Source organism: Pseudomonas sp. COR18 (genome assembly GCF_048568395.1).
Classification (GTDB): Bacteria; Pseudomonadota; Gammaproteobacteria; order Pseudomonadales; family Pseudomonadaceae; genus Aquipseudomonas; species Aquipseudomonas fuscovaginae_B.
Window position 1 is genome coordinate 69,271 of sequence record NZ_CP183808.1, and the last position, 25,222, is coordinate 94,492.

At 64.4% G+C, this 25,222-nt stretch carries 24 protein-coding genes; 11 read left to right on the forward strand and 13 right to left on the reverse strand.

Annotated features, from left to right (window positions below; all coding sequences use genetic code 11):
* Nucleotides 1-132: 132 nt before the first annotated feature.
* From ACM62G_RS00285 to ACM62G_RS00310, 6 genes are all read right to left on the reverse strand, one after another.
* Nucleotides 133-3,279 carry an efflux RND transporter permease subunit gene (locus tag ACM62G_RS00285; RefSeq protein ID WP_419736450.1) on the reverse strand — a complete coding sequence of 1,049 codons (3,147 nt, stop codon included), beginning with the start codon at nucleotides 3,277-3,279 and terminating at the stop codon, nucleotides 133-135.
* Nucleotides 3,276-4,529 (reverse strand): efflux RND transporter periplasmic adaptor subunit, encoded by a 1,254-nt coding sequence (locus tag ACM62G_RS00290; protein ID WP_419736451.1) that lies wholly within the window; start codon nucleotides 4,527-4,529, stop codon nucleotides 3,276-3,278. Before ACM62G_RS00290 ends, ACM62G_RS00285 begins: the two co-directional genes overlap by 4 nt.
* Nucleotides 4,526-5,779: a TolC family protein gene (locus ACM62G_RS00295; RefSeq protein WP_419736452.1), complete on the reverse strand. Its 1,254-nt coding sequence runs from the start codon at nucleotides 5,777-5,779 to the stop codon at nucleotides 4,526-4,528. The genes ACM62G_RS00290 and ACM62G_RS00295 overlap by 4 nt, the downstream gene beginning before the upstream one ends.
* A gap of 89 nt (nucleotides 5,780-5,868) precedes the next feature.
* Complete coding sequence (locus ACM62G_RS00300; RefSeq protein ID WP_273825641.1) at nucleotides 5,869-6,219, reverse strand: hypothetical protein; 351 nt, start codon at nucleotides 6,217-6,219, stop codon at nucleotides 5,869-5,871.
* 104 nt (nucleotides 6,220-6,323) lie between these two features.
* Nucleotides 6,324-7,706, reverse strand: a complete 1,383-nt coding sequence (locus ACM62G_RS00305) for a VOC family protein (protein ID WP_419736453.1) — start codon at nucleotides 7,704-7,706, stop codon at nucleotides 6,324-6,326.
* 15 nt (nucleotides 7,707-7,721) lie between these two features.
* On the reverse strand, nucleotides 7,722-8,966 hold the full coding sequence (locus tag ACM62G_RS00310; protein ID WP_419736454.1) for an aspartate aminotransferase family protein: 1,245 nt from the start codon (nucleotides 8,964-8,966) through the stop codon (nucleotides 7,722-7,724).
* 308 nt (nucleotides 8,967-9,274) lie between these two features.
* On the opposite strand from ACM62G_RS00310, the gene ACM62G_RS00315 reads away from it, so the two are divergent.
* Nucleotides 9,275-10,765, forward strand: a complete 1,491-nt coding sequence (locus ACM62G_RS00315; protein ID WP_419736455.1) for an aldehyde dehydrogenase family protein — start codon at nucleotides 9,275-9,277, stop codon at nucleotides 10,763-10,765.
* A gap of 98 nt (nucleotides 10,766-10,863) precedes the next feature.
* Here ACM62G_RS00315 and ACM62G_RS00320 read toward each other — a convergent pair whose 3' ends face one another.
* Nucleotides 10,864-11,685 (reverse strand): amino acid ABC transporter permease, encoded by an 822-nt coding sequence (locus ACM62G_RS00320; RefSeq protein WP_054060789.1) that lies wholly within the window; start codon nucleotides 11,683-11,685, stop codon nucleotides 10,864-10,866.
* A complete protein-coding gene (locus tag ACM62G_RS00325) occupies nucleotides 11,682-12,503 on the reverse strand; it encodes an ABC transporter substrate-binding protein (RefSeq protein ID WP_054060788.1) in 822 nt (273 codons plus the stop codon). The genes ACM62G_RS00320 and ACM62G_RS00325 overlap by 4 nt, the downstream gene beginning before the upstream one ends.
* Nucleotides 12,504-12,622: 119 nt before the next feature.
* On the opposite strand from ACM62G_RS00325, the gene ACM62G_RS00330 reads away from it, so the two are divergent.
* From ACM62G_RS00330 to ACM62G_RS00340, 3 genes are all read left to right on the forward strand, one after another.
* Nucleotides 12,623-13,507 carry a homocysteine S-methyltransferase family protein gene (locus ACM62G_RS00330; RefSeq protein WP_419737585.1) on the forward strand — a complete coding sequence of 295 codons (885 nt, stop codon included), beginning with the start codon at nucleotides 12,623-12,625 and terminating at the stop codon, nucleotides 13,505-13,507.
* 306 nt (nucleotides 13,508-13,813) lie between these two features.
* A complete protein-coding gene (locus ACM62G_RS00335) occupies nucleotides 13,814-14,200 on the forward strand; it encodes a hypothetical protein (protein WP_273825646.1) in 387 nt (128 codons plus the stop codon).
* Nucleotides 14,197-15,723 (forward strand): conjugal transfer protein TraG N-terminal domain-containing protein, encoded by a 1,527-nt coding sequence (locus tag ACM62G_RS00340; protein ID WP_419736456.1) that lies wholly within the window; start codon nucleotides 14,197-14,199, stop codon nucleotides 15,721-15,723. Before ACM62G_RS00335 ends, ACM62G_RS00340 begins: the two co-directional genes overlap by 4 nt.
* Before the next feature lie 9 nt (nucleotides 15,724-15,732).
* On the opposite strand, the gene ACM62G_RS00345 is transcribed toward ACM62G_RS00340, so the two are convergent.
* Nucleotides 15,733-16,098 carry a DUF3742 family protein gene (locus ACM62G_RS00345; protein ID WP_419736457.1) on the reverse strand — a complete coding sequence of 122 codons (366 nt, stop codon included), beginning with the start codon at nucleotides 16,096-16,098 and terminating at the stop codon, nucleotides 15,733-15,735.
* A 445-nt stretch (nucleotides 16,099-16,543) separates the two neighbouring features.
* Here ACM62G_RS00345 and ACM62G_RS00350 point away from each other — a divergent pair, with 445 nt between their 5' ends.
* Nucleotides 16,544-16,834 carry a hypothetical protein gene (locus ACM62G_RS00350; protein WP_273825649.1) on the forward strand — a complete coding sequence of 97 codons (291 nt, stop codon included), beginning with the start codon at nucleotides 16,544-16,546 and terminating at the stop codon, nucleotides 16,832-16,834.
* Nucleotides 16,835-16,886: 52 nt separating this feature from the next.
* Here the strand turns inward: ACM62G_RS00350 and ACM62G_RS00355 are convergent, their stop codons facing one another.
* Nucleotides 16,887-17,108, reverse strand: coding sequence for a PLD nuclease N-terminal domain-containing protein (locus ACM62G_RS00355; RefSeq protein WP_419736458.1), 222 nt, complete (start codon nucleotides 17,106-17,108; stop codon nucleotides 16,887-16,889).
* A 251-nt stretch (nucleotides 17,109-17,359) separates the two neighbouring features.
* Between ACM62G_RS00355 and ACM62G_RS00360 the strand changes: the two genes are divergently transcribed.
* Entirely contained in the window at nucleotides 17,360-17,626 is a 267-nt protein-coding gene (locus ACM62G_RS00360; RefSeq protein ID WP_054056891.1) for a hypothetical protein, read from the forward strand.
* Between the two features lie 19 nt (nucleotides 17,627-17,645).
* On the opposite strand, the gene ACM62G_RS00365 is transcribed toward ACM62G_RS00360, so the two are convergent.
* Genes ACM62G_RS00365 through ACM62G_RS00375 form a run of 3 tightly spaced genes read right to left on the reverse strand, consistent with a single transcriptional unit; the run spans nucleotide 17,646 to nucleotide 21,161 of the window.
* Nucleotides 17,646-18,797, reverse strand: coding sequence for a carboxylate-amine ligase (locus tag ACM62G_RS00365; protein WP_054062744.1), 1,152 nt, complete (start codon nucleotides 18,795-18,797; stop codon nucleotides 17,646-17,648).
* 15 nt (nucleotides 18,798-18,812) lie between these two features.
* A complete protein-coding gene (locus ACM62G_RS00370; protein ID WP_419736459.1) occupies nucleotides 18,813-19,772 on the reverse strand; it encodes a methyltransferase in 960 nt (319 codons plus the stop codon).
* A gap of 18 nt (nucleotides 19,773-19,790) precedes the next feature.
* Complete coding sequence (locus tag ACM62G_RS00375; RefSeq protein WP_419736460.1) at nucleotides 19,791-21,161, reverse strand: iron-containing redox enzyme family protein; 1,371 nt, start codon at nucleotides 21,159-21,161, stop codon at nucleotides 19,791-19,793.
* 430 nt (nucleotides 21,162-21,591) lie between these two features.
* Between ACM62G_RS00375 and ACM62G_RS00380 the strand changes: the two genes are divergently transcribed.
* The 5 genes from ACM62G_RS00380 (at nucleotide 21,592) to ACM62G_RS00400 (ending at nucleotide 25,216) form a co-directional block, all read left to right on the forward strand.
* A complete protein-coding gene (locus tag ACM62G_RS00380; RefSeq protein WP_054056895.1) occupies nucleotides 21,592-21,771 on the forward strand; it encodes a general stress protein in 180 nt (59 codons plus the stop codon).
* Nucleotides 21,772-22,174: 403 nt separating this feature from the next.
* Nucleotides 22,175-23,206 carry an acyl-CoA dehydrogenase family protein gene (locus tag ACM62G_RS00385; RefSeq protein WP_419736461.1) on the forward strand — a complete coding sequence of 344 codons (1,032 nt, stop codon included), beginning with the start codon at nucleotides 22,175-22,177 and terminating at the stop codon, nucleotides 23,204-23,206.
* Complete coding sequence (locus ACM62G_RS00390; protein WP_419736462.1) at nucleotides 23,203-23,970, forward strand: PIG-L deacetylase family protein; 768 nt, start codon at nucleotides 23,203-23,205, stop codon at nucleotides 23,968-23,970. Before ACM62G_RS00385 ends, ACM62G_RS00390 begins: the two co-directional genes overlap by 4 nt.
* On the forward strand, nucleotides 23,967-24,566 hold the full coding sequence (locus ACM62G_RS00395) for a class I SAM-dependent methyltransferase (RefSeq protein WP_419736463.1): 600 nt from the start codon (nucleotides 23,967-23,969) through the stop codon (nucleotides 24,564-24,566). Before ACM62G_RS00390 ends, ACM62G_RS00395 begins: the two co-directional genes overlap by 4 nt.
* Complete coding sequence (locus ACM62G_RS00400) at nucleotides 24,563-25,216, forward strand: glycosyltransferase (protein WP_054056898.1); 654 nt, start codon at nucleotides 24,563-24,565, stop codon at nucleotides 25,214-25,216. The genes ACM62G_RS00395 and ACM62G_RS00400 overlap by 4 nt, the downstream gene beginning before the upstream one ends.
* The last annotated feature ends 6 nt before the right edge of the window (nucleotides 25,217-25,222 follow it).

Consider the following 25,222-nt stretch of genomic DNA (forward strand, 5'->3'; position numbering starts at 1 on the left):
AAAGGCCCCGGGGAGCCTTTTCGCCTCAACGCATGGGATAGCGCATCCGCGCCCGGCTGCACGACGGGACGCCTTTGCCGATTGGCCGTGCGCGCAATTCGAGCAGTGCCTGGCGTCGTTGCACCTGGCCTGTCAGCCAGCAGGCCGTGCAACGGCTGCCAGGCCGCGACGCCGGACCAGCCAGTACACCGCGGGAATCACGAACAGGGAAAGCAGGGGTGCGGTCAGCATGCCGCCGACCATCGGCACCGCAATACGGCTCATGACTTCACTGCCGGTACCGCTGCTCCAGAGGATCGGCAAGAGCCCGGCGACGATCACCGCCACGGTCATCGCCTTGGGCCGGATACGTTGCACCGCGCCTTCGCCGATCGACGCCAGCAGCGCCGACTGCGTGCACTCGCCGTTGGCCTGTCGCTCGGCCCAGGCATTGTTCAGGTAGATCAGCATGATCACCCCGAACTCCGCCGCCACCCCGGCCAGGGCAATGAAGCCGACACCGGTGGCCACCGACAGGTTGAAGCCCATCAGGTACAGCAGCCACACGCCACCGGTCAGGGCAAAAGGCAAGGTGCCCATTATCAGCAGCGCTTCGCCAAGACGGCCGAAGGTCAGGTAGAGCAGCACGAAGATGATCGCCAGGGTCGCCGGTACCACCCAGGCCAGACGTGCGTTGGCCCGCTCCAGGTACTCGAACTGACCGGAGTAGCTCAGGCTCATGCCGGGCTCGAGCCTGACCTCGCGCTCCACCGCCTGGCGCAGGTCGGCCACCACCGATGAGAGGTCACGACCGCGTACGTCGATGTACACCCAGCCGGAGGGACGGGCGTTCTCGCTTTTGAGCATCGGCGGCCCGTCGGCAAGGCCCACACGCGCCACGCTGCCGAGGGTGATCTGGCTACCCTGCGCGGTATAGATCGGCAGTTGCCGCAGGGTTTCGACAGAGTCGCGCCATTCACGGGGGTAACGCAGGCTGATCGGGTAGCGCGCCAGGCCCTCGACGGTCTCGCCGATATTGTCGCCACCGATGGCTCCGGCGACGATGGCCTGCACGTCGGCAATGTTCAGGCCGTAACGCGCCGCGGCCTGGCGGTCGATATCGAGGTCGATGTAGCGTCCGCCGGTCAAACGCTCGGCCAGGGCCGAGGTCACGCCGGGCACGCGCCTGGCGACACGCTCGATGGCCTGGGTCACGTGGTCGATCCGGGCCAGGTCGTTACCGGCCACCTTGACCCCGATCGGGCTCTTGACCCCGGTGGCGAGCATGTCGATCCGATTGCGGATCGGCGGGATCCAGATATTGGTCAGGCCTGGCACGTGCACGGTACGGTCGAGTTCCTCGACCAGTTTCTCGCTGGTCATGCCCGGGCGCCACTGAGCCTTCGGCTTGAGCCGCACGATGGTCTCGAACATTTCCAGCGGTGCCGGATCGGTGGCCGACTCCGCGCGCCCCGCCTTGCCGAACACACTGGCCACCTCGGGCACCGTGCGAATCAGCCGGTCGGTGCGCTGCAGCAACTGCGAAGCCTGTTGCGCCGACAGCCCTGGCAGGGCCGAGGGCATGTACAACAGGTCCCCCTCATCCAGCGGCGGCAGGAATTCCCCGCCCAGGTGGGTCAATGGCCACAGGCTGCTGAGCAGGATCAACAGGGCGCCCAGCAGCGTCATCAGCGGGCGCCGCAGTACAACCGCCAGGGCCGGGCGGTACAGGCGGATCAGCCCCCGATTGAGCGGGTTACGCTGCTCCGCCGGCAGCGGCCCGCGAATCCAGTAGCCCATCAACACCGGCACCAGGGTCACGGCCAGGCCGGCGGCGGCGGCCATGGCGTAGGTCTTGGTGAAGGCCAGCGGTGCGAACAAGCGTCCCTCCTGGGCCTGCAGGGTGAACACCGGGACGAACGACAGGGTGATGATCATCAGGCTGAAGAACAGCGCCGGCCCCACCTCGATGGCCGCCTCGGTCATGACCTGCCAGTGCTGTTCGCCGTGCAGCGAGCGCCCCGGATTGAGCCTGTGCCAGGCCTCTACCCGCTTGTGCGCATTCTCGATCATCACCACGGCGGCATCGACCATCGCGCCGATGGCGATGGCAATCCCGCCCAGCGACATGATGTTGGCGTTGATGCCCTGGTGACGCATGACGATCAGCGCGACCAGTACCCCCACCGGCAGCGAGATGATCGCCACCAGCGACGAGCGCAGGTGCCAGAGGAATGCCGCGCACACCAGGGCGACCACGATGAACTCCTCGATCAGCTTGTGGCCGAGGTTGTCGACGGCGCGGTCGATCAACTGGCTGCGATCATAGGTGGTGACCAGTTCGACGCCGGCGGGCAGGCTCTTCTTCAGCGCCTGGAGCTTGTCCTTGACGCGGGCAATCGCCTCCCGCGCATTCTTGCCACTGCGCAGGATCACCACGCCACCCACGGCCTCCCCCTGGCCATCCAGCTCGCCAATGCCGCGGCGCGCCTCCGGCCCCCGTTGCACCCTGGCCACATCGCCCAGCGTCACCGGCGCCCCCTGGGCGCTCAGGCGCAGGGGGATGGCACGGAAATCGTCCAGCGTCTTCAGGTAGCCCGAGGCCCGCACCATGAACTCGGCCTCACCCTGTTCGAGTACGCCGCCCCCGGTTTCCTGGTTGGCCTTGCCGATGGCCTGCGCCACTTCTTCCTGGGTGATGCCGAGGCTGGCCATGCGCAACGGATCGAGCACCACCTGGTACTGCTTGACCATGCCACCGATGCTCGCCACCTCGGCGACATCCGGCAGGGTCTTGAGCTCGAAGCGCAGGAACCAGTCCTGCAGGCTGCGCAACTGCGACAGGTCATGCCCGCCGCTGCGATCGACCAGGGCGTACTGGTAGATCCAGCCCACCCCGGTGGCATCCGGGCCGAGCACGGGCCTGGCCGAGGCTGGCAGGCGCGACTGCACCTGGCTCAGGTACTCCAGTACCCGCGAACGCGCCCAGTACAGGTCGGTCCCGTCCTCGAACAGCACATAGACAAAGCTGTCGCCGTACGCCGAATAGCCGCGCACGGTCCTGGCGCCCGGCACCGAAAGCATGGTCGTGGTCAGCGGATAGGTGACCTGGTTTTCGACGATCTGCGGCGCCTGCCCCGGATAGGAGGTGCGGATGATCACTTGCGCGTCCGACAGGTCCGGCAACGCATCGATCGGCAGGCTGCGCAGTGAAAACAGCCCCCACGCCAGCAGAAACAGCGTGATGAGCAGCACCAGGATGCGGTTGCCCACCGACCAGCGAATCAGTTTCTCGATCATGGTCGGCTCTCCCTAGCAGGCGCTGCCAAGGCTGACGGAATGTCCGGTGCCGTCGTGGCCTCGATACCCTTGAGGCTGGCTTCGGAATCGATCAGGAACTGTCCCGAGGCCACCACCTTCTGCCCCGCCTGCAGCCCTTGCAGCACCGCGACCTGGCCGTTGCTCTCCAGCCCCAGCCGCACCTGTACCGGACGGAAACGTCCCTGGTCCTCGGCCAGCATCACCATGTCGCGCTTGCCGCTGCGGATCACCGCTTCGGCCGGCAACAGCAGGCTGTCATCGGCCTGTTCGTCCGGATGCAGGGTAACTTGCGCGGTCATGCCCGGGCGCAGCCGCCCCTCGCGATTGGGCAGTTCGATACGCAGGCGCAAGGTACGGCTCTGCAGGTCGGCGTCGGCGAGCACGGCGGTCAGCCTGCCCGGGATCACCTCGCCGGGATACGCCGGCAGGCGTGCCTCTATCGCCTGCCCTTCGCGCAGGCCGCCGGCCTGGGCTTGTGGCACCGCGGCCTCAAGCCAGACATTGAGCACGCCATTGATCCGCGCCAGGGTCGCCCCCGGCATCAGCGCCATGCCCGGACGCAGCTCCAGCGCCTGGATCACCCCCGTGCCGGGCGCCACCAGCGTCACCCGGTTCTGCACCTGGCCGCTGCGCGCAACCCGCTCGATCAGCTCGGCGGGCATCCCCGCCAGCAACAGACGCTGGCGCGCCGCCGCCTGCAACCCCGCATCCCCCAAGCGACGCAGGGCCAGAAACTCCTCCTGCAACCCGACCCACTCCGGTGCCAGGACATCCGCCAACGGCGCCCCCTTGACCACCCTGTCGCCCGTGGCCCGGCCATAGGTACGTTCGACGAAGCCCGAGGTGCGGGCCTGCAGCACGCTGAAGTCCCGCTCATTGTAGGCCAGCACGCCGCTGACCAGCAGCGAACGCTGCAGCCGTCCGGGGGTTGCCGTTGCCAGGCGCACCCCCAGGTTCTGCTGCACCCCCTGGGTGATCTGCACCGCCGGCTGCATCTGCCCGGCATCGGCCTCGGCGTACTTGGCCACCAGTTGCATGTCCATGAACGGTGACTTGCCGGGGGCCGAAAAATGCTGCTGCGGGTACATCGGGTCGTACCAGTACAGCGCCTTCTGCTCGCCGGCAACCGGCGCAGGCCCGCCACGGCCCTCTTGCGCCAGCCAATAGCCCGCCGCGACACCCGCAGCCAGTGCAAACACCACGATCAATCCGATGGAGGTCCGCTTCATGCCCGCACCTCTGCATAGACGAAGTGCAGCCGCGCGGTCGCCGCCGCCAGTTGCCCCTGCCAATCGATATCCTGCAAGCACGCCTGCACCCGCTGGCGCCGAGCCTCAAGCACCTCTGCCAGGGCCAACTTGCCCGCCCGGTAGTCGGCCAGGGCCAGGCGCACCCGCTCCTCGGCCAACGGCAGCAGTGTCTGGCGACTGCGTGTCACCGCCCGTTGCAGGCGCTGGTACTCGGCCAGATCCGCTTCCAGCTGCGCGGTGTGCTCACGCAGCAACGCCTCGCGCTCGTCTTCGAGCTGCCGCACCTGGGCCTGTCGCGCGGCAATCGTCGGGTCCTGGCGTGATCCGCTGAACAGCGGCAACTGGAAGCTGACCTGCACACTGACCATGTTGCTGAAGTCCGGCCCACGCCGCTGGTAATCCACCTGCCATCCCCAGTCCGATTTCTTCTCGGCCTGCGCCTGATGTACCTGGGCCTGCGCCTCGCGGGTCATGGCCCCATAGGCCGCCAGTTCCGGGTGGTCATGCAGGGCATGCAGGTAGTGCGGTGCATCCACGGCCCATTCGGGGAATGCCCGCGCCCGAGGGTCGCTGTCCTGCCCGACCCAGCGTTTGAGCGCCGCTCGCGCCTGGCTCGCCTGGCTCGACAACTGGTCTTTCTGCTCATCCAGTTGCGCCGCCTCCTGTTGCGGCGCCAACGCATCGGCCGCCGCGCCTCCGCCGCCGGCCAGCCGTGCGCGCACGACTGCGGCGAGTAAAGCGTTTTCGCGGTAAAACTCGTCGAATTGCTGCAACTTGCGCTGCACCGTATAGGCCGCGATCCAGGCCTGCGCCGTGGCTGCGCGCACCTTCAGGCGCTCGACCACGGCCTCGGCATCGGCCCGCTCGACAGCCGCCTGGGCCGTCTCGACCCGCGCCTTGCGCTTGTCACGGTTGGGCACCTCCTGCGCCAGGCCGACCACCTGCATGGTCATGAAGTCGCGATTGGCATTCCAGCGGTCGCTACCGTCCACCGGCAGGTTCTGTACCCCCAGGTTCAAACGTGGATCGGGCAGTTCACCGGCCGGCAGCACCGCATGGCGTGCCGCCGACATCTGCTCCTGGCGCGCCTGGAGAGAGGGCGCGTTGCGCTCGGCGAGTTGCAGCGCATCGTCCAGGGAAAGTGAAGCCGCCTGCACCGACAGGGTCGGCAGCAGGATCACCAGGGCGGCCATCGGCGTCAGCCCTGCATGAAGACGTGGGAAAGTCATGAAGAGGATTCCTCGAAAAAACCGGCGCACACGCGCATGCCATCGTCCGGCCGCGAGGGCGGAACGATGCTCTTGGGTTTACGAAGGAATCAGGCGCGGGGCGGTCGCCACAGGTCGGGCGCAGCCCGGGTCAGCAGGTTCCGCGCATAGCTGTCAGCCAGGCCTGGCGCGGCAAAGGGCATGGCGGGCTCAGCCAGGTTGACCTGGAGCACGCTCGCGGTGCTGCACTCCTGGCCGACCTTGCAGGCCTTGGAGCCATGATGGGAAGACTGTCCCTGGTCCTGGTCCTGACAGCAGTCGTGCTGCATCCCCGCCATCCTGTTCATCCCCGCGGCCTGCATCGGGCAGGGTTCGACGGATGAGTCGATCCCCGCCATCCCGTTGAAGGGAAGCGCGAGAACAAGCATCAGGAGGGTGAGCCGTCGCAGCAGGTCGATCATGCCGGTGAGTGTAGGTGAGTTCCGTTAGCTCGACATTAACAACCTTCACACTCGTGCCCCGCAGGAACGACGTTCCAACCCCTGGCGTTCACCCTCGGCCTCATTCAGGCCCCTGAACCTGTCAGGGCCGCCAGTGCGCTGCGCAGCGACGCCTGCTCGGTGAGCTGGTAAAGCTGCAACTCATCCAGCGTCTCCCGGCCCAGTGCGCGCTGGAAGGCGTCGCGGTTGGCCAGTTCCGCGTAATGGGCCTGGGCATGGTCACCGAGGTTGGACTGGAAGATCCCCGCCGCACTGACCGGCAGGAAGTCTTCGTAGACCAGAGGCTCATAGGCCAGCTCCCCACTGGCCAGTAGCGCCTCGACGTCCCGGGACACCCCACCGGCCGCCAGGCCCTTGTCCGTCGCCCGGTAGCGGAAGAACGCCAGTTGCTCGCGGCGCAAGGTCTCGTAGTCATCCGGGAAGGCCTTGAACGCCTCGGCCAGCAGTTCACTGTAACGCTGCGCATTGGCTTCCGAGGGGAATCCCCCCAGCGCCTCGCGGGCCTGCCCCAGCAAAGCGTCGTACAATGCACGGCCTTTCGGGGTCAACGCCACGCCGCGCTGCTCGATCTCGCCGAAACGCGCCGAGTGACTGCCCTGCTCCGGGCCCTGCGGGCCGACGAAGTCGATGGCCTCGTTGAGGGCCTTGAAGCTGGTCTGACGCAGCAGGATCGGGCAGCGACGACGTGGCGGCCCCTCGATCACCGCCTTGGGCGTGATACCACGGCCGGGCATGTCGGCCTGCACCTGGTCGATGTCCAGGGTGCGCGGCGTCAGGTGGTTGATGTGCGGCCCCTTGAACGCGACCACATCGGCGATCAGGCGATGGGCACCGTCCAGGCGCTGGTAATCGGCCAGGCTGACGGTGGCCTGGCCGTGCCAGCGGAAGGTTTCCAGTGCCTGGGTGACGAACTCGTCAGCCGCCGCGGCATCGAGGCCGCCGTCGCGCTCGGCCTGGGCGATCAGTTCCAGCACCCGTGGGGTGAAGATCTGCCGCGCCGCCAGGGTGCGCTCGGCGAAGGCCCGCAGCGCGGTGTCCTGGATCAGTTCCAGGCGCAACAGCGAGGTGAATACCCGGAACGGGCTGGCGCGCAAGGCGCTTTCGTCCACCGCGCGAAAGGCCGTGGAATGCACCGGTACACCGGCCGGGGTCAGGTCGTAGTAACCCACCGGCTGCATGCCCATGACCGCGAACAGCCGGCCCATGGTCGCCAGCTCCGCGGCGGTGCCGACGCGGATCGCGCCGTGGCGCTCCAGGTCCAGCCGCTCCAGCTCGCCGGTATGGGCCAGCGCCTGCGCCACGGCCGGCTGCGCCGCCAGGGTATGGCGGTTGGTGTCGGCCACCAGTTGCATCAGGTCGCCATACAGCGGCACCTCCTGCTGGTACATGGCGCTCATGGCCCGGGAAAAGTCGGCACGAATACGATCAGGCGAAACAAGGGTGCTCATCAGGCAGGTCTCCGCTCAGGCCAGTTGCGCCAGGCATTGTTCGAGGATGTTCAGGCCATCTTCCAGAATGGCCGGTTCGATGGTCAACGGTGGCAGCAGCCGGATGATATGCCGCGCCTTGCCGCTCGGCATCAGCAGCAGGCCGGCTTCGCGGGCGCTGGCCAGCACGGCGGCCAGATGCTGCGGCGCCGGGCTGCCATCGGCATTGACCAGTTCCAGGCCACGCATCGCGCCGACCCCGGTCAGGCGGCCGACGCAGGCAAAGCGTTCTTTCCAGGCGGCGTGATACCGGGCGATCAGCGTGCCCTGTCCTTCGCCCCAGCGCGAAAGGTTGTCATCGCTCATCTGCCCCAGCGTCGCCAGGCCGGCGGCGCAGGCCAGCGGGTTACCGGAATAGGTACCGCCCAACCCGCCTTTGGGCAGGGCGTCGAGCAGTTCACGGCGGCCGACCACCGCCCCCAGCGGCACCCCGCCGGCCATGCTCTTGCCGAGCAGCAGCAGGTCCGGTTCGATACCCAGCCGGGTAAAGGCAAAACGCTCGCCGGTGCGGCCAAAGCCCGACTGCACCTCGTCGATCACCAGCACGATGCCGTGGCGGTCGCAGAAGGCCCGCAACGGCCTGGCGAAATCCGCATCCAGGGCCAGGAAGCCCCCCTCGCCCTGCACCGCCTCGATGAAGATCGCGCCGATGTCCTCGACCGCAATTTCCACGCTGACCAGGCGCTCCAGTGCCTTGAGCGCCTGCTCGGCGGTGACGCCGGTGTCGGCACTGGGGTACGGCAGGTGAAACACCGGCCCCGGCAGGCTGCCGACCTTCTGCTTGTACGGCGCCACCTTGCCGTTGAGATTCAAGGTGGCCAGGGTGCGGCCATGAAAGCCGCCATCGAAGGCCACCACGCCACTGCGCCCGGTAGCACCGCGAACGATCTTCAGGGCGTTTTCCGCCGCCTCCGCGCCGCTGTTGGTGAGCATGCCCGACAGCGCATAGCTGACCGGCACGAACGCGGCCAACGCCCGCAGGTAGGCGCCATATTGGTCGTGGGGTACGGCATTGAACGCGGCGTGGGTCATGCGCCCGGCCTGCTCGCGAATGGCCGCCACCACCGCCTCGTTGCAGTGCCCGAGGTTGAGGACGCCAATACCGCCGATGAAATCGATGTAGCGCTTGCCGGCGCTGTCCCAGACGAGTGCGTTGCGTCCGTGGGTCAGCTCCACAGGGTGAACGATGTTGATCGATTGGCTGATGCAATCCTGATTCATGGCCCGCTGCCGTTCCTGGTGAAAGTGCCTCCATTCAAGCGAGCAGGTACGGGCAAGACAAACGATAAATAGTCGCGGGTTCATTCCTTTCAGTCATGAAGTCGCACTATCACCCCAAAAATCCCACCCTACATCCCTGCCATAGACGGATAAAACTGAAAACCCGTTCTGAACCCACATCCTCTCTGCCCATTAAATTCCAGGAAGGAATGATATTTGGAATTTTGCTCGTTTGTTCGACCAGGCTTTCGGCGCCGATACTGCCCCCTGTCAATTGTGCCTGTCGTCACGCCAAAGGAGTCCGAATCATGATCAGTCAACTGCTGCAACGCCTGGGGGTGCCCGCCCACGCTTATAGCGAAGGCACCTACGCGGTCCATACCCCCATCGATGGCAGCCGTATCGGCTCGGTCAAGCTTGAGGATCGCGAACAGGTGCTGTCGCGCATCGCCACCGCCCAGCGTGCCTTCCAGGCCTGGCGCCAGGTGCCGGCGCCGCGTCGTGGCGAGCTGGTGCGAGTGTTCGGCGAAGTGCTGCGCGAGCACAAGGCCGACCTCGGCGAACTGGTGTCCATCGAGGCCGGCAAGATCACCCAGGAAGGCCTGGGGGAAGTGCAGGAAATGATCGATATCTGCGACTTCGCGGTGGGCCTGTCGCGCCAGCTGTACGGCCTGACCATCGCCTCCGAGCGTCCTGGCCACCACATGCGCGAGACCTGGCATCCGCTGGGCGTGGTCGGGGTGATCAGCGCCTTCAACTTCCCGGTCGCGGTCTGGGCCTGGAACACCGCCCTGGCGCTGGTCTGCGGCAACGCGGTGATCTGGAAACCGTCGGAAAAGACCCCGCTGACCGCCCTGGCCAGCCAGGCGCTGCTGGAGAAGGCCATGGCCCGTTTCGGCGAGGCCCCTGAAGGCCTGGCGCAACTGATCATCGGCGACCGCCAGGCCGGCGAAGTACTGGTGGACGACACCCGCGTCGCCCTGGTCAGCGCCACCGGCAGCACCCGCATGGGCCGCGAAGTGGGCCCACGGGTCGCCGCGCGCTTCGGCCGCAGCATCCTGGAACTGGGCGGCAACAACGCCATGATCCTGGCCCCGAGTGCCGACCTGGACCTGGCGGTACGCGCCGTGCTGTTCAGCGCCGTCGGCACCGCCGGCCAGCGTTGCACCACCCTGCGTCGCCTGTTCGTGCACAACTCGGTCAAGGCCGAGGTGGTGGCCCGGGTCAAATCCGCCTACGGCAAGGTGCGGATCGGCGACCCGCGGGAAGGCAACCTGATCGGCCCGCTGATCGACCAGCAGAGCTTCAACGCCATGCAGAACGCCCTGACCCAGGCGCGCGACGAAGGCGGCCAGGTGTTCGGCGGCGAACGCCAGCTCGCCGACCGGTACCCGAACGCCTACTACGTCAGCCCGGCGCTGGTGGAAATGCCGGGCCAGTCCGCCGTGGTACGCCACGAAACCTTCGCGCCGATTCTCTACGTCATCGGCTATGACGATTTCGACGAGGCGCTGCGCCTGAACAACGAAGTGCCCCAGGGCCTGTCGTCGTGCATTTTCACCACCGACGTGCGTGAGGCCGAAGCCTTCCAGAGCGCAACCGGCAGCGACTGTGGCATCGCCAACGTCAACATCGGCACCAGCGGCGCGGAAATCGGCGGTGCGTTCGGCGGCGAGAAGGAGACCGGCGGCGGCCGCGAATCCGGCTCCGATGCCTGGAAAGGCTACATGCGGCGCCAGACCAACACCGTGAACTACTCCCGCGAACTGCCGCTGGCCCAGGGCATCGTGTTCGACTGACCGCTATCCGGGGTCATCGCCGGTCGGTGACCCCGCTCTTTTCAGGGTGTCGAAATGGGGCGTCATTTCGACACCGCCGCGCGGGACGCCAGCCGACCCTACCGCCGATAAGCCTTGCCGAAGTGCCGTTCCAGTCGCGACTGCACCAGCTCCAGCAGGATCGACAGCAACCAGTAGATAACCGCTGCGGTGGTCAGCATCTCCATGTAGCGATAGCTGGAGCGGCCGTAGGACTGCGCCAGGAACATCACTTCCCACACCCCCATCACCGAGATCAGCGACGAGTCCTTGAGCATGGAGATGAACTGGTTGGCGGTGGGTGGAATGATCACCCGCATGGCCTGGGGCAGGATGACGTGCCGGAAGATCTGCCGCGAGCGCATGCCCAGCGCCAGTGCCGCCTCCCGCTGCCCCCGGGCAACGCCCAGGATGCCGGCGCGGAAGATCTCGCTCAGGTAAGCCCCGTAGTTGAGCGACAAGGCAATGATGCCGGCACTGATTGCCCCTGGCACCATGCCCAGTTGCGGCAGCCCCAGGTAGATCAACAGGATCTGGATCAGCAGCGGCGTACCGCGGAAGAATGAGGTATAGAAGCTGGCAATCCCCACCAGGACCGCGCTGTTCGACAACCGCGCCAGGGCGGCGGCGAAACCGAACAACACCGAGACCACCATCGAGCACAGGCACAGGAACAGGGTCAGCGCCGCACCCTGCAGGAAGCCGTTCGGCCCCAGTTTGAAACCGGCCAGGTTCGGGAACTTCTCCAGGATGATCGAGAATTTCAGGTCAAAGCTCAGGAAGAACGCCACGAACAGAACGAACAGCGCCAGCCAGGTCAGGTACAGGCGCGTGCGAAAACCCAACAGGCGCGTGCCCGCGGCCTTGGCCACGGGCTTCGGGGAAGGTTCGAAGGCACTCATTTACTGATGTCGGCGCCGATCCATTTCTGCGACAGACGAGCCAGGGTGCCGTCGCTCTTGAGTTCGGCGAACACTTGGCGCACCTTCGCCTCCCACTCGGGGTCGCCCTTCTCGATGGCGACTGAGTTGGGCTCCTCATACAGCGGGGCACCGGCCAGCTTGAAACGCTTGTCCTGGTTCAGGCGCGGTTGCGCGGTCACCAGGTTGGTCAGGATGGCATCCAGACGAACCCCGGCGCCCAGTCCCAGGTCCTGGAAGGCCACGTTGTCGGTGTCGTAGGGCGCGATCTGGACGAAGTCGAAGGGATAATCGATCTTCTGGTCTTCGGCACCTTCGATCACCAGGTTCTTGTTCAGGTAGCTCTCGTAGCTGGAGGCGCTGGTCAGGCCCACCTTGCGACCGTCCAGGTCCTTGGCCGAATGAATGCGGTCATCCTGGGCGTTGACCACGATCACCGCCGGCGAGGCGTAGTACTCGACCGGGAAATCGAAGACTTCGGCCCGCGCCTTGCTCGGCGTCATCGAGCAGATGCACAGGTCATAGCGGCCGCTCCAGCGACCGGCGGCGATCACGTCCCAGGAAGGTGTTTCCAGGCGCAGCTTGACGCCCAGCTTCTGCGCAACCGCCTTGGCCACGTCCACGTCGAAGCCATCGAGCTGGTTCTGCTCGTTCAGGAAGGAAAACGGCGGATAGCTTTCCATCAGCACGTTGACCAGTTCCTTGCGTGACTCGACCCGATCCAGCGTGACACCGGCAACAGCCTGTGAAGCAGCGGCAAGGGCGAGCAGCCCTGCGCCCAGCAAGCAAGGAAAACGCATATAAGTACCTGAAAAGTTGGCTGAAAACGAATTTCAGCTATTTAATAGCTATAAGCGCACTGAACATAGTGAATTTTCTTCATAAGCACATCCAGGAAGGTTATATGAAACAACGATCGATGGTGGTTCTAGACGGTGGCATGGGGCGCGAACTGCAACGCAGCGGTGCTCCGTTCCGCCAGCCGGAGTGGTCCGCGCTGGCGCTCAGCGAGGCCCCCGAGGCGGTCGTGGGCGTGCATGCCTCGTTCATTGCCGCCGGAGCCCAGGTCATCACCAGCAACAGCTACGCCGTGGTGCCCTTCCACATCGGTGAGGAGCGCTTTGCCCGGGAAGGACGTCAACTGGCCGAAACCGCCGGCAAGCTGGCCCGTACCGCCGCCGACGCCAGCGCGCAGCCGGTGCAGGTGGCGGGCTCCCTGCCACCGCTGTTCGGCTCCTATCGGCCCGACCTGTTCCAGCCTGAGCGCGTGGCCGAAGTGCTCACGCCGCTGCTCGAAGGCCTGGCGCCGCACGTCGACCTCTGGCTGGCCGAAACCCAGAGTTCGATTGCCGAGGTCCGCGCGATCCACGCCCACCTGCCGGCCGATGGCAAATCGTTCTGGGTGTCGTTCACCCTGCAGGACGAAGACATCGACGACACACCACGCCTGCGCTCCGGCGAGCCGGTGGCCGATGCCATCGAGGTCGTTGCCGGCCTGGGCGTGAGCGCCGTGCTGTTCAACTGCAGCCAGCCGGAAGTCATTGGTGCGGCCGTGGACGTGGCGCGCTCAGTGATCGAAGGGCTGAACGTCGATATCGCCATCGGTGCCTACGCCAACGCTTTCCCGCCGCAACCCAAAGAGGCCACCGCCAACGATGGCCTGGATGAACTGCGCGAAGACCTCGACCCACCCGGCTACCTGGCCTGGGCCCGGGATTGGCGGCAACGCGGTGCCAGCCTGATCGGTGGCTGCTGCGGCATCGGCCCGGAACATATCGCCGAATTGAAGCGCAACCTGGCTTGAGCCTCTGATGAAACAGGCTCGCGCCGGGATCGAGCAGCCGCTGCATCACGCCGCGTTCGGACTGACGTTCGTGGCCCTCGACCCCGATGGTCACCGGTTACGCGTGTGCCTGCCGGACCGGGTCGCCCGCCCGGGCAGCCGACGTAAAGGAGTATCTGAAACCGGCGGCCGCGTGGCGATCTGTGGTCGCCTGAAACCTGTCAAACGGTCCTGTGCAGCAAAGGCATGCGGCTTGATCCAGTTTTCCGGCTGCGATTGCCAGGGGGACTGGGGAGGATTCGAGGCTTCTCTTTCAGGAGCCCCGCCATGTCCCACCCTCGCCACACGCCCCCTGCGCTCGCCCCCACTGGCCTGATGAAGCCTTTCAGGCGCCTGGGCCTGATAGTCCTGGTACCCCTGCTGCTCGCCCTGCTCAGCCTGCTCGTGGGCAGCCTGGTGAGCATCAGCGGGCTTTCGCTCATGCGCTTCGCTCAGTGGCAAGCGTGGCAGGTCCACCATTACGGGTACTTCCTGCTCGCCCGCCTCCTCCTCTTCAGCCTCGCCGCGTGGGGATGGGTGTGGTTCCGTCGCAGGGCCCTGCCGGTTCAGCCGGGCGTTCCCAACAGCCTGAAAAGGGCCGAGGTCATTGCCGCCCTCGGCATCCTCCTGATCGAGCTGGTGCGGGCCCTGGCACTGTGGGAGGGCCTGGCATGACGCTCTATGCCAACGATTACCTGGAGTACTACCTGACCCTGGTGGGCTGGCTGGTCAGCAACGGGATCTGGAACGTGATGATGGACTCGGGCTTCTTCGCGCTGCCCTTTCTGGTCATCCTGCTGCAGGAGTGGTTCAAGGCCCGGGAGGAAGGCGGTGGCGCCGAGCTGGCGTTTGCGGCCAGCGCCAGCATCGAGCACCGCTTGTGGCTGGCGACCGCGGTGATCCTGTTCGCCGGAGTGCCCGTCATGACCGTGAGCCTGAGTACCCTGGAGTTCGACCAGAGTCGTTCGGAACAGTGTCAGCATCAAGCCCCCCTGCCCCAGAACACCGGCTGGTCAAAGTCCTTCACCACCCTGAACGGCCAGAGTGCGAAGGTGCCGTTCTGGTGGTTCTTCGTGCACTCGGCATCCAAGGCCGTGAGCGGCGCCGCAGTGGCGGCCATTCCCTGCGGGACGGATCTGCGGCAGATGCGCATGGAGGTGAACAACACCCGCCTGACAAACCCGCTGCTGGCTCAGGAGGTGGCCGACTTCGTCGACGACTGCTACGGCTACTCCCGCGCCAAGCTGTTCATGAAGCAGCCTGACCTGACCGAGGAACAGACCAACGACATCAACTGGATCGGCTCGCGGTATTTCCTGGAGAACAAGGGGTTCTACGACACCTATCACTCCAAGACTCCACGCGACGCATGGCCATACGATCCTGAGCGGGACGCGGGCCTGGCGAAAGTACCCGGCGGTGGCGGCTACCCGACGTGCAAGCAGTGGTGGAGTGACGAAAAGGAGGGATTGAAAAGCCGGGTGCTCGCCGAAGTGGACAGCTCGCTACTGGAGCGTTTCACCAAGTGGGCCACGTTTACCAGCAAGGACAAGGTGGACGAAGCGCTCATCCGGCAGGTGGTTTCACCGAGAAATCAGCAAATGACCCAGGGCAAGGTCTATACCGACTACGGTGGCCGGATTGGCCCTTCGATTCCTGACGTTGCGGCCCGGGTGACCGGCGCGGTGGGTACGACCATGGGCACGCTGACGAACCTGCCGGCGATGGACGTCGTGCGCCAGGCGCTGCCGATGGTAATGGCACTGCTGAAAATGGCGCTGGTGATCTGCATTCCACTGGTGCTGGTGCTCGGCAGCTACGACCTGAAGGCGGTGATCACCGTGTCGGTGGTGCAGTTCGCGATGATCTTCGTCGACTTCTGGTTCCAGCTGGCGCGCTGGATGGACAGCACCATCTTCGATGCCTTGTACGGGTCCGGCTCGCCCCATTCGAACCTGAACCCGTTGATGGGGTTGAACAATGAGCAGGCTGATTTTCTGTTGGGTATTGTGATGGGGGCGATGTTTCTTGCGCTGCCTTCATTCTGGATGACCTCATTGGCCTGGGCCGGCCTACACACAGGCCATTTCCTAAAAGGTCTGGTAGATGGAACTATTAGCCCTCAACAATATGGAGGAAAAGGCAAAGATATATTGCAGCGGACTGCACAGAAATCAATAAAGAGAAATTCCAAATAGTTATTAAACTCATAGATCACGATGAAATGCAGGATCAATTCGATTCTCTACGGAGTACGGATCCGGAAAAAGCCTTTCTCCATCCATCCAAACCGGCTCTTCTTCATCCTCTATCTCTGAGCTATTAAGCAGTATTTCCTTAAGTATCAAAACGCCAACAACAACGACCAGAATCCAAAATACCAAACCCAGAAACCCGCCAATCAATAACAATCGCACCAACCCACCCAGCAAGCTCGCCAACATGGCGGGCACTCCTTTCTTCATCGCCCACCCGATCACTGGCTCCTCCCACCTGCGATAGCGGCGGGAGAGCCAGTCAAATACGCGTTTCAGACGATAGACAAGTCCCTTTTTCCTGGCTTTAGCAACCATGCTTATACCCTCGCGATTGAGATTTACGGCGCCGTACTGCTTCTCGGCACGACGCTCAAATCAGCTTGGCAGAGGGTCTGTACAAGCACCTGTAGGCTTTTTCCCAAATAAAGACGGATTCGACATCTGGGTCCCCGAAACCCGATTCAACCAACCCACCGTCGGGTGGCGATGGGCGTGGTGCACCTGATCGAACTGGCACAGTTGAGGATGGACAAGTTCCTGAGCGGGCAGGCCGTCAGCCGATAGCACTGGCGCTGTAAGTACCACCGGCGCGGTGGGTCAGCGGGCATCTTCCAGCCGACAGTTTCTCCAGTGGCAGAAACGTTGAATCATCCCCTGCATGATCCGTCCAATGACCTACTGCCCTGTATCCCGGGCAGCGAATTCATCCGGATAAAGCGCAGGTCATCAGTCCGGCGTTCAAGAACCCAGGAGAAGTCCCATGCATCGGGTGGTCGACAGCAATACCCAGGAAACAAGAATAGATTTTCTTCAGGACACCCTGTTCGGCGTCAACGCCTTCAATTTCCACTGCACGGCACAACTTTCACTCTCACCCACCGGCCCCTCATCGACCTTGCAACTCTTGATCGCACCGCCCTGGCCTGAACAGTTCGAAGCGGCTCATTCGCTCACCTTCCGTTGGAACGAGACGCTGTACAGTGGGACGGTCCGCGCCGCACACCGGCAGCCCGATGGCCGCCTGCTGCTGACCCTTGAGCGGCAACCCTGAGAGGCCGCCGCCCAGCAGGCGCAGCAGCAGAAAGCACCGAGGCCACTGGCGTTCAGCCCTTGCTGTGTTCGGGAGAGGACGGACCCTTGGTCACACCACGTGGGCCGGTTATTCCCCAGGTCACCAGGCCGACCACGGGCAGCAGGAAAATCACCGCCGTCCAGAAGGCCTTGCTGCCAGAGGGTTCGGGGCTTCTCCAGACGCTGTTGATGGCCCACAGGTCCAGTAACAAGAGGATGGCCAGAGCCCCGATCCAAAAGTAATAGGTTTGCATGATGGTTCTCCTGGTTGATAAAGCATTAGGTCGGACGCTATCCGGGCAGTTCAGTCAATCTCTCAGCCCTCGGACCAGGGGCGAGGCCAGGTTTCCCCGGGATCGCCGCCCGGTTGATCGGGCACAGGGCATTGTCCGGGGAGAAAAGGATTTAAGAACTTCAGCCCGCGGGGTGGTCGATTCAAGGAGGTGCCCGTCTCACAGCCAGTGAACAAACACCGCTCAACGAACCGATTGATCAAGGGGAAGTCATGGCTTACCTGGACCTGCTGCAATGGCCCGCCATGGTGGTCACCGTATTGGCCGCCTGGCTGATCGGCTCACTTAAACCCAGACGCCGAATGATCGGCTTCGTCTGTTTCACCCTCAGTAACGTGCTGTGGGCGATATGGGGATGGCACGCCCAGGCCTATGCGTTGATCGTATTGCAGGTCTGTCTGTGCGCAATGAACGTGCGCGGTTTCGGGAAAAACGCACGGGATCGCAAAACCGCCCACTCGCCCAGCCAAGGGCACTGATCTCGAACAGTCCCCGGAACTACCCGGCACGCTGGCGGGTGGGGTCGCGGCTCTGCGCCAGCAGCAGGTCGACCACTGCACGACAACGTGCCTGATCATCCAGGTGCGCGGGTTGGGCCTGGAAGCAGCGCAATTGATGTTCGGCGCTGGTGCCGTCCCGCAACAGGTTGAAGGCCTGGTTGAACAGCTGCTCCTGGCCCAGGGCCTGCGCCGTGGCGCCGAAGGTGTGCCGGGCCGACGCCAACCAGTGGTGCAGATCCATCACCGGCTGTTCGGGGTCCATCAGGTAGTGCCCGTGCACGCCCCAACGGCGAGCCTGAAAACGGTTCTCCTTGAGCAACCAGTGATGGACCAGGGTGTAGCGCTGACCGGGCTCGGCGTGCAGGCAGGCATGGCGCACCATGACGCTGAACAGGCCGGCCAGGGTCAGGACATCCTCGACGCGGGGACAGGCATCGGTCAGGCGCAGCTCAAGCGTCGGATAGCGCAACGACGGCCGGATCCCCCACCAGATCGGCGTGTCGGCACGTAGCGCCCCGGCGCGACGCAGCAGGGCCAGATAGTCGCCGTAGGCCTGGTCATCATTCAGGTATTCGGGAACGCCCATCCGCGGCCACTCATCGCACACCACCTGGCGGTAGCTGAAGTAGCCACTGTCGCGGCCTTGCCAGAACGGTGACGAGGCGCTCAGCGCCAGTAGCAACGGCAGCCAGGGCAGTACCTCGTTCATGACGCGGATGCGGTCAATGCCGGGGGGCACTTCAGCATGCACATGCAGGCCGCTGAGCACACTGCGCTGCGCGACCTGGGCGTAATCGCCGAACAACTGCCGGAAATGCTCCTGCCCGGTGGCACGTTGAAGGTGCCACTGGGCCACTGGGTGCGTTCCCGCGCAGAGGAAGCCCAAGCCGTGAGGCGCCAACGCCTGGTCGAGTGCGTAGCGTCGCTGGCGCAGGTACTCGCTGGCCTGAGCGAGATGCTCGAACACGGGCGACGCCACTTCGATCTGGCCCTGGAACATTTCGGTGGCGAACCCCGCGCCCAGCGCCTCACGACAATCGCGCAGCACCTGGGCCGAAGGCTCGGCGACCATCTGCCGGCTGTCCAGATCGGTGATGAAATACTCCTCTTCGACCCCCAGACGCTGTGGCAGGCCGTGATCGAAGGACATGGCGGGCCTCATCGCTCAGGGCAGACGGGTGACGGTGAGCACCACCACCGCGATCCGCTCCACCTGCTCATAGCCGGGTTTGTCCAGCTCCTCGCCAAACACATCAGGGTCCAGTTCCCGATAGGTCCAGCCATAGCGCCCATCGACCAGAAGCGTCCGGGCGGCCTCGAGAAACGGATCCTGCCCCTGGACTATCGCCACGCCGGTGTACAGGACCAGCGCACCATTGACGTCCAGCCGTGGCAGGGAAGCCTGGAGGATGCGCAACGACAGGTGCTCGCCCAGTGCCCCGCCACCATGACGATAGGCTCGTTGCCGGCTGTCGTTCATGTAGGGGGGATTGGCCACGATCAGATCGAAACGCCCCTCGATGCTGTCGAGCAAATCACTGTGGTAAACGCTGAGGTTGCGCACCCCGGCCAGCTCGGCATTCACCGCACTCAAGCGCAGGGCGCGCGGGTTGATGTCGACGGCCAGCACCTGCGCATCATGCCGGGCACGCGCCACCAGCAGGGCCCCGACACCGGTTCCGCAACCAATGTCCACGGCACGCCTTACCGGTGTAAAACGCTGGTTCAGATAGTCCGTGATCACACCGGCAAACCGATAACTGTCGGGCCCGAAGAACACGGCATCCGGCTCTTCGGTCGGAAACGCGGAATGGGCCAGCAGCATGTCTCCCAGGCTCGACCATCGAATCGTGCTGCGCAGGCGACCGGCGTCTTCCCGCAAGATCCCGGCCTGCTGCAGTTGGGCAAGCTGCGCCGCCTCCAGCAGGCTGGGCTCGAAGGGTCGGGACCAGCCAAATACATCGCGAAGATCCACCGCACAGGGTAGCGGTGATCGGGCCAGCACCCGCTGGTGCGTCAATGGCGTGGGTGTGACGAAACGGTAGCCGTCCGCCTGCAGACGCCGCCCCAGTTGCACCAGCGCCTGGTCGGTCTGGCGCGACAGCGTGTAGTCGCAAGGATTCATGGCCGCTCTCCTGAGCAATCAGCGCAAGCGCTTACGCAGTTCGAGGAAGGTGCGGGCGGCAAAGAGCCCGGCGGGCCGGCTATGGCGAGGAGCTGATAGCCAGGGCAACAGCACCGCGATCTGCTGGTCAGGTGAATACCGGTTCAACACCTGGCGCAAGAGGCAGGTTTCCGGATCGTCTTGAGCATCCTCCGCCGCCCGGCGATGGGCCACTCCCCCCCGGGGAATGCCAACAGGCGCTGAGTCCTGCCACCTTCCCGCAATCCAATCCTTGATCAGTTGCTTCTCATAGCCATTGAACACCCCGAACATCGCCGCGGCGTCACCCTCGATCAGACGCCAGAAGCGACTGTCTCGCGGGTCCTGGTGACGACGGATCCAGCCCCGGTCCTGCAAGGCCTGCAAGAACGCCGGAATACACCCCGGTTGCTCCAGCCACTGGTTGACGGTCTTGCCTTCGAAGCGACAGCGATCGGCATGCAGGTACTGGCCGGCCAGTCGCTTGCGCTCCAGCATCGACACCACTTCCCGCTCCAGATCGAAAGCCCTGATCACGTCCAGCGTGCCCAGTCCCAGGTCATTGAGCTGATAACCGCGGGCCACTCGTTGCCAGTACTGTTTGGCGTCCATGCCGACCGGCTTCAGTTCGCTGACGGCTTGCACGGCCTTGCGCGCATGGCCCGTGCTGGCGTTGTCGATGGTGACGTGCAGCGTAAAGTAGTAGGGGTCGATGCCCAATTCGCTCAGCTCGTAGGTGCAGATCAGCAAATGCAGGGGCAACTGCTCGTAACCCAGGTTGTAACCCAATACCTCCGGCAGGAAGGCATCGGCAGCGTGTCCCAACGCCAGTTGAATCACACCTTGCCGATAGTGCTCGTCGCCCAGATCCGGATCGTGCTCGCAATCTTCTTCGGCCAGCAGCCGGCGATACAGGGCCACATGATTGAGCGCAGCCTCGCCATCCCCCAGCTCCTGCAGATAGGTGGTGATCAGACCGTCATAGCGATAGTCCCTCCAGTGTTTCAACGTTCCGTACAGCCAGGCGCCATCGACCAGCTTGGTCGGTGCCACGGCCTGCAGGAAGTACAGCGCATGCGCCTTGTTGCGCAGATAACGTCGCCCAGCGCCCTGGCGGCGTTCCTGCAGGTAGTGAGCGTACTGCCGGGCGACCTCGGCACAGTGGCCCTCGACCCAGGCCAGCAGCTGATGGAATTGAGTGGGCAGCGGATGGGCAGCCGGTTCCACCTGTTGCAATTGCTCGTGGAGAACGTCACAGGCCAGCTCCACGGGCGGCTCGTCACCCAGGGCCAGCAGTTGCTGGTACAGGTTGCGCAGTGGCGCGCACGGTAGCGGTGCCAAGCTTGCGCTCAGCGCTTTGACTGGCGTCATCGAGTACTCCTTCAAATCAGTGGCTCATGAGGGGAAGAGCCGCTGCGCAAAGGAAAGATTCCATTCCGTTTCATCAATGGCTGATGACCGGTCCTGAAGACGGAAATTCGCCGTTTCGCTTCATCGGCACCGGGCCTGAAAGAATGCTTCGCGACGGTCGAAGTCTGACAAGGCGCAGCGCTCCTGTCCCTGTTCCAAAGACCTCAAGGCGAAGCGGCCAAGCCGACGTCGATGCCGCACCGCCCTCCCCTCTCTATACCCCTATTGCAGAAACACGCCGCTTGCTTATAAGCATCAAGCGGCAGAAAAACAGCAAACTACCGTTCATCGCCAGAAGAAAATTTAGTTCCAACTTCTCCCACCCACCCCAATCCCAGTTAATGCTCGCCCTGCGGTGAGCGAAACAACTCAACGAACCAGAGGTATCATCATGACCAGTAAAGGCAATTCGAACCCAGGCAACTTCGCCAACGATCGTGAAAAGGCATCCGAGGCCGGCAAGAAAGGCGGTCAGGCGTCGGGCGGCAATTTCGCCAACGATAAGCAGAAGGCCTCTGAAGCGGGCAAAAAAGGTGGCCAGCATAGCCACGGTGGTCAAGGCCGCGGTTGATGTCTGAGTCCTTGCGCAGGGGCTGCGGCCCTTGCGCCTCTTTTTGCAAGCCTTGCACCCTGCCCTCTCAGGCTCGGCATGACGACTCTCGGAGATTGTCCCTTTATTCTGGATAGTCTCTGCTTCGGTATATTCTCTATAAATCGAAAAATCCGGCTGTAATAAAAAAGCCAAACCCAGAGCATTGATGGCCCTAAAAAATGTCGAAATTACCGATCATGGGTGTTTCATATTTAAAGTCTATTCTCCTTTCGGGATGAATTGAAACTACCAGGCCACTCCTGCTCGATACGGATGTTGCCTTGCACAACCGCTGCCGTTCAAACGCAATCGGATTGAACTCCCTTCAAGCACTCTGCTTCATACCTTAGGCAATGGTTCTCCACCGTTCCACCCGCCAAGGATGATGAGCATGCCCCATGCCGACACCCTCCAGCATGACGTACTGCAAACCCTGCTCAGCCGTTTTCCGGCGTCTGCGCCTGCCGCTCAAACCCTGCGCACCTTGCAGGCCCACGGCCTGGATCGATTGCCGTTGCCAGGCCAGGGCAAGACCTTGCAGCGCTGGCAAAAACTGGCCCAAGTGGCCGGGCATGACCTTTCACTGGCCAAACTCTATGAAGGCCATACCGATGCGCTGGCAATCCTGGCTGAATGTGATGCGCAGCATCTGAAGGAGCAGGCTATCTGGGGCGTCTGGGCCGCCGAGCCGCCCTATGCCAGCACGCGGATTGTCGCCCGTCGGGGCCCGCAGTTGCAGTTGCGCGGGCGCAAGGCCTGGTGCTCGGGCGCCCACCACATCGATCGCGCACTACTGACCGCCTGGGATGAAGAAGGCCGTCAGCAACTGGTCGCCATCCATCTCAACGAGCCCACCCAACACCTGGACGCCAGCACCTGGCACGCGGTGGGCATGGCAGACACCGGCAGCGTTGAGCTCGAGTTTCGCGACACCCCTGCGTACCCGGTGGGTCAACCGGGGCGTTATCTGGAGCGTCCGGGTTTCTGGCATGGCGGGGCAGGTATTGCCGCTTGCTGGTATGGGGCCAGTGAGGCCCTGGCCGAGCATCTGCGCCAGTACTGCTACACCCGGCGATCCGATCCCCATGCCAACGCACACCTGGGGGCTGTCGAGGCGTCCCTGTGCGCCGCCAGAGCCACACTGCGCGAATGCGCAGCCTGGATCGACGCGCATCCGCAGGCCGAGGCCAGCGTCCCCGTACGCCGCTTGCGGGCAGTGGTGGAAGAAGCCGCCTCGAACGTGAGCGCTCATGTGGGACGTGCGCTGGGGGCCAGCCCCTACTGTCGTGATCCCCACTTTGCCCGGCTCGCTGCCGACCTTCCGGTGTACCTGCGGCAAAGCCATGCCGAACGGGACCTGGCAGAGCTGGGCCAACAGGTGGCCGATGCGGCGCTAGGGAGCTGGCAGCTATGAGCACCGCCATGGACTCGAAGGCGATTGAGGGAACCGGCACGCCCCTGGCCGACTGGCAACGCTCGGTGTCCCTGGCGGGGGTGCCGCCCATCAGCCGCAACACGCTCGTTCCCGACGGATGCCGGCTGGTCGTGGTCGCACCGCACCCCGATGACGAGGTGCTGATGTGCGGGGGGCTGCTGGCAGGCCTGGCCCAACAGCCGGCACCGAACCTGTTGTTGATCTCGGTGACGGACGGCGAAGCCAGCCATAGAGGGTCGACGCGCTGGACTGAACACCGGCTTCGGCAAGTGCGCCCCCGGGAGAGCCTGGCCGCCCTGCATGAACTGGGACTCAAGACCACGCAGCTGCAATGGTTGCGTCTCGGGCTGCCGGACAGTGACGTTGCACGCCATGAACCCGAGCTGTGCCACGACCTGTCGCAATGGATCGAACCCGGGGACCGCGTGATCACCACCTGGCGCGAGGACGGTCATGCTGACCATGAAGCGGTTGGGCGGGCCTGCGCCGGGGCAGCCCGACAACGCCAGGCCATGCTGTTCGAAGCCCCCGTGTGGGCGTGGCACTGGGCCCTGCCGAACGATGCCCGCCTGCCGTGGAAACGTGCTCGCAAACTCTCGCTCGACGCCTCGACGCTCTCACTCAAGCGTCGGGCGATCGCCGCTCACCGCAGCCAGACAGGGCCTGATCAGGACACCGCGCCAGTGCTGCAGGCCCATGCCCTCGAAAGGCTTCTGCAACCCTTTGAACTGGTATTCACATGAGTGTAAGCGAGCACTACTTCGCCCAGTTGTTTGCCGCCAGTGACGATCCCTGGCAATTTCGCAGCCGCTGGTACGAGCAACGAAAACGCGACCTGATCCTATCCTGCCTGCCACGGCAACGCTATGGGCGTGTCTTCGAGCCCGCCTGTGCCAATGGCGAGCTCAGTGCCGCCCTGGCCTGCCGCTGCGACGCACTGCTGTGCCAGGACGGCGACCCGACGGCCGTGCGCCTGGCACGGACCCGCCTGGGCGACCTGCCCCACGCGGTGGTCGAACAGGGCCGGCTGCCCACGACCTGGCCGGCGGGACCGTTCGACCTGATCGTACTGGGCGAGATCGGCTATTACCTCAGCGCCTGCGACTGGCGCCAGGTTATCGCCCAGGCCTTCGACAGCCTGGCGCCCAGGGGTGAAGTGCTGGCCTGCCACTGGCTTGCGCCCATCGCGGGGTGCGAACAGGACGGAAGCCAGGTCCATGCCCTGCTCGAACGCCATCTGCCCCTGCATCGGGTCGTGCGCCATGAGGAAGCGCAGTTTCTGTTGGAGCTCTGGAGCCCGGAGCCCTGCGTCGTCAATCTGCAGGAGACCTGCCTATGATCGCCGTGATCGTACCTGCCCATAACGAGGCCCAGCGACTGGGGAAATGCCTCCAGGCCTTGAAACGGGCCGCCCGCCCTGTGGAACGCCTGGGCGAAGCCGTCCAGATCCTTGTCGTCCTGGATCAGTGCAGCGATGCCAGCCACTCCATCGCCGTGGCACATGCCGTTCGCACCCTGAGCATCGACGCACGCAACGTCGGCATGGCCCGCCGGGCCGGCGCCTCCCTGATGCTGGAGAACGGCGCTCGCTGGCTGGCGTGTACCGATGCCGACAGTTGCGTCCCTCCCGACTGGTTGCTCTGCCAACTGGCATTTGGCGCCGATGCCGTGTGCGGCACCGTGCATGTGGAGCACTGGCAGGCTCATCAGGATGCCAGGCTGCGCCAGCGTTATCAGGCCCACTACCAGGCGCGCGAGCATCATCGCCACATCCATGGGGCCAACCTGGGCATTTGTGCCAGGGCCTACCAACGGGCCGGCGGCTTTCAACCCCTGCCACTGCACGAGGATGTACAACTGGTGAACGACCTGCAGCAAAGCGGGGCTCGAATCGTGTGGACCGCCCGCAACAGTGTCTCCACCAGCAGTCGCAGCGACTGTCGCGTGCGCGGCGGCTTCGGCGATTTTCTCACTGCGCTGGGCACTTGAGCCCCG

Excerpts from the sequence above, each read along its gene's own strand:
- ACM62G_RS00285 (WP_419736450.1), bottom strand. The coding sequence starts at position 3,279 with ATGATCGAGAAACTGATTCGCTGGTCGGTGGGCAACCGCATCCTGGTG.
- ACM62G_RS00290 (WP_419736451.1), bottom strand. The coding sequence starts at position 4,529 with ATGAAGCGGACCTCCATCGGATTGATCGTGGTGTTTGCACTGGCTGCG.
- ACM62G_RS00295 (WP_419736452.1), bottom strand. The coding sequence starts at position 5,779 with ATGACTTTCCCACGTCTTCATGCAGGGCTGACGCCGATGGCCGCCCTG.
- ACM62G_RS00300 (WP_273825641.1), bottom strand. The coding sequence starts at position 6,219 with ATGATCGACCTGCTGCGACGGCTCACCCTCCTGATGCTTGTTCTCGCG.
- ACM62G_RS00305 (WP_419736453.1), bottom strand. The coding sequence starts at position 7,706 with ATGAGCACCCTTGTTTCGCCTGATCGTATTCGTGCCGACTTTTCCCGG.
- ACM62G_RS00310 (WP_419736454.1), bottom strand. The coding sequence starts at position 8,966 with ATGAATCAGGATTGCATCAGCCAATCGATCAACATCGTTCACCCTGTG.
- ACM62G_RS00315 (WP_419736455.1), top strand. The coding sequence starts at position 9,275 with ATGATCAGTCAACTGCTGCAACGCCTGGGGGTGCCCGCCCACGCTTAT.
- ACM62G_RS00320 (WP_054060789.1), bottom strand. The coding sequence starts at position 11,685 with ATGAGTGCCTTCGAACCTTCCCCGAAGCCCGTGGCCAAGGCCGCGGGC.
- ACM62G_RS00325 (WP_054060788.1), bottom strand. The coding sequence starts at position 12,503 with ATGCGTTTTCCTTGCTTGCTGGGCGCAGGGCTGCTCGCCCTTGCCGCT.
- ACM62G_RS00330 (WP_419737585.1), top strand. The coding sequence starts at position 12,623 with ATGGTGGTTCTAGACGGTGGCATGGGGCGCGAACTGCAACGCAGCGGT.
- ACM62G_RS00335 (WP_273825646.1), top strand. The coding sequence starts at position 13,814 with ATGTCCCACCCTCGCCACACGCCCCCTGCGCTCGCCCCCACTGGCCTG.
- ACM62G_RS00340 (WP_419736456.1), top strand. The coding sequence starts at position 14,197 with ATGACGCTCTATGCCAACGATTACCTGGAGTACTACCTGACCCTGGTG.
- ACM62G_RS00345 (WP_419736457.1), bottom strand. The coding sequence starts at position 16,098 with ATGGTTGCTAAAGCCAGGAAAAAGGGACTTGTCTATCGTCTGAAACGC.
- ACM62G_RS00350 (WP_273825649.1), top strand. The coding sequence starts at position 16,544 with ATGCATCGGGTGGTCGACAGCAATACCCAGGAAACAAGAATAGATTTT.
- ACM62G_RS00355 (WP_419736458.1), bottom strand. The coding sequence starts at position 17,108 with ATGCAAACCTATTACTTTTGGATCGGGGCTCTGGCCATCCTCTTGTTA.
- ACM62G_RS00360 (WP_054056891.1), top strand. The coding sequence starts at position 17,360 with ATGGCTTACCTGGACCTGCTGCAATGGCCCGCCATGGTGGTCACCGTA.
- ACM62G_RS00365 (WP_054062744.1), bottom strand. The coding sequence starts at position 18,797 with ATGTCCTTCGATCACGGCCTGCCACAGCGTCTGGGGGTCGAAGAGGAG.
- ACM62G_RS00370 (WP_419736459.1), bottom strand. The coding sequence starts at position 19,772 with ATGAATCCTTGCGACTACACGCTGTCGCGCCAGACCGACCAGGCGCTG.
- ACM62G_RS00375 (WP_419736460.1), bottom strand. The coding sequence starts at position 21,161 with ATGACGCCAGTCAAAGCGCTGAGCGCAAGCTTGGCACCGCTACCGTGC.
- ACM62G_RS00380 (WP_054056895.1), top strand. The coding sequence starts at position 21,592 with ATGACCAGTAAAGGCAATTCGAACCCAGGCAACTTCGCCAACGATCGT.
- ACM62G_RS00385 (WP_419736461.1), top strand. The coding sequence starts at position 22,175 with ATGATGAGCATGCCCCATGCCGACACCCTCCAGCATGACGTACTGCAA.
- ACM62G_RS00390 (WP_419736462.1), top strand. The coding sequence starts at position 23,203 with ATGAGCACCGCCATGGACTCGAAGGCGATTGAGGGAACCGGCACGCCC.
- ACM62G_RS00395 (WP_419736463.1), top strand. The coding sequence starts at position 23,967 with ATGAGTGTAAGCGAGCACTACTTCGCCCAGTTGTTTGCCGCCAGTGAC.
- ACM62G_RS00400 (WP_054056898.1), top strand. The coding sequence starts at position 24,563 with ATGATCGCCGTGATCGTACCTGCCCATAACGAGGCCCAGCGACTGGGG.